Raw genomic sequence first — 594 nt, forward strand, 5'->3', positions numbered from 1 at the left:
GCACATTGGATAACGGCGTTGAAAGTGTCTGGGATATGTCATTACACAGTCAAATGGTAGAAGCGTCGGTAAAAGTACAGGATTATAACTACCGAGATGCACCGGCGAATTTACTGGGTGAAGTGAACAGCCAACAGAAAAATAGTACCACTTATGGTACCGATTACCGTTATGATGAACACTATAAAGGGTTAAATAGTAATGGTAGTAATACCAATGATATAAATTATCAAAACCGTAATCATGATGATGAAAACAGCGGTGATAATAGCCGTGAGATTAGCTCTAATTTTGGTAATGCAAGTCATACAGATAATGGTAATGCGGGTAAGGTGGGTGATAGTGTTGAAAGTGGTGAATGGTATGCCCGCATTCGTCATGAGCAAGTAATTAGCCGTCAAATTCTTATCCGGGGTAAAAGTAATCAGGCCAATTTAGCCCCGGGGCAACATATTCGCATCAAAGGCAGTACGATTACCGGCATAGATGAAGGGATAATGATATTAACGGTGCAAGGTCAGGGAAACCGCAGTGATGCTTATGAGCTGAGTTTTACCGCCATACCTTACCAATCATCAAAATCTTACCGCCCAG

At 41.6% G+C, this 594-nt stretch carries 1 protein-coding gene; it reads left to right on the forward strand.

Annotated elements, in window-relative coordinates; translation table 11 throughout:
• Window positions 1-594: contractile injection system protein, VgrG/Pvc8 family (locus B6D18_RS12400; RefSeq protein ID WP_216818978.1), on the forward strand; the 594-nt coding region annotated here is incomplete at both ends.

The organism is Gilliamella sp. A7, assembly GCF_002142015.1.
Lineage (GTDB): Bacteria > Pseudomonadota > Gammaproteobacteria > Enterobacterales > Orbaceae > Gilliamella > Gilliamella apis_A.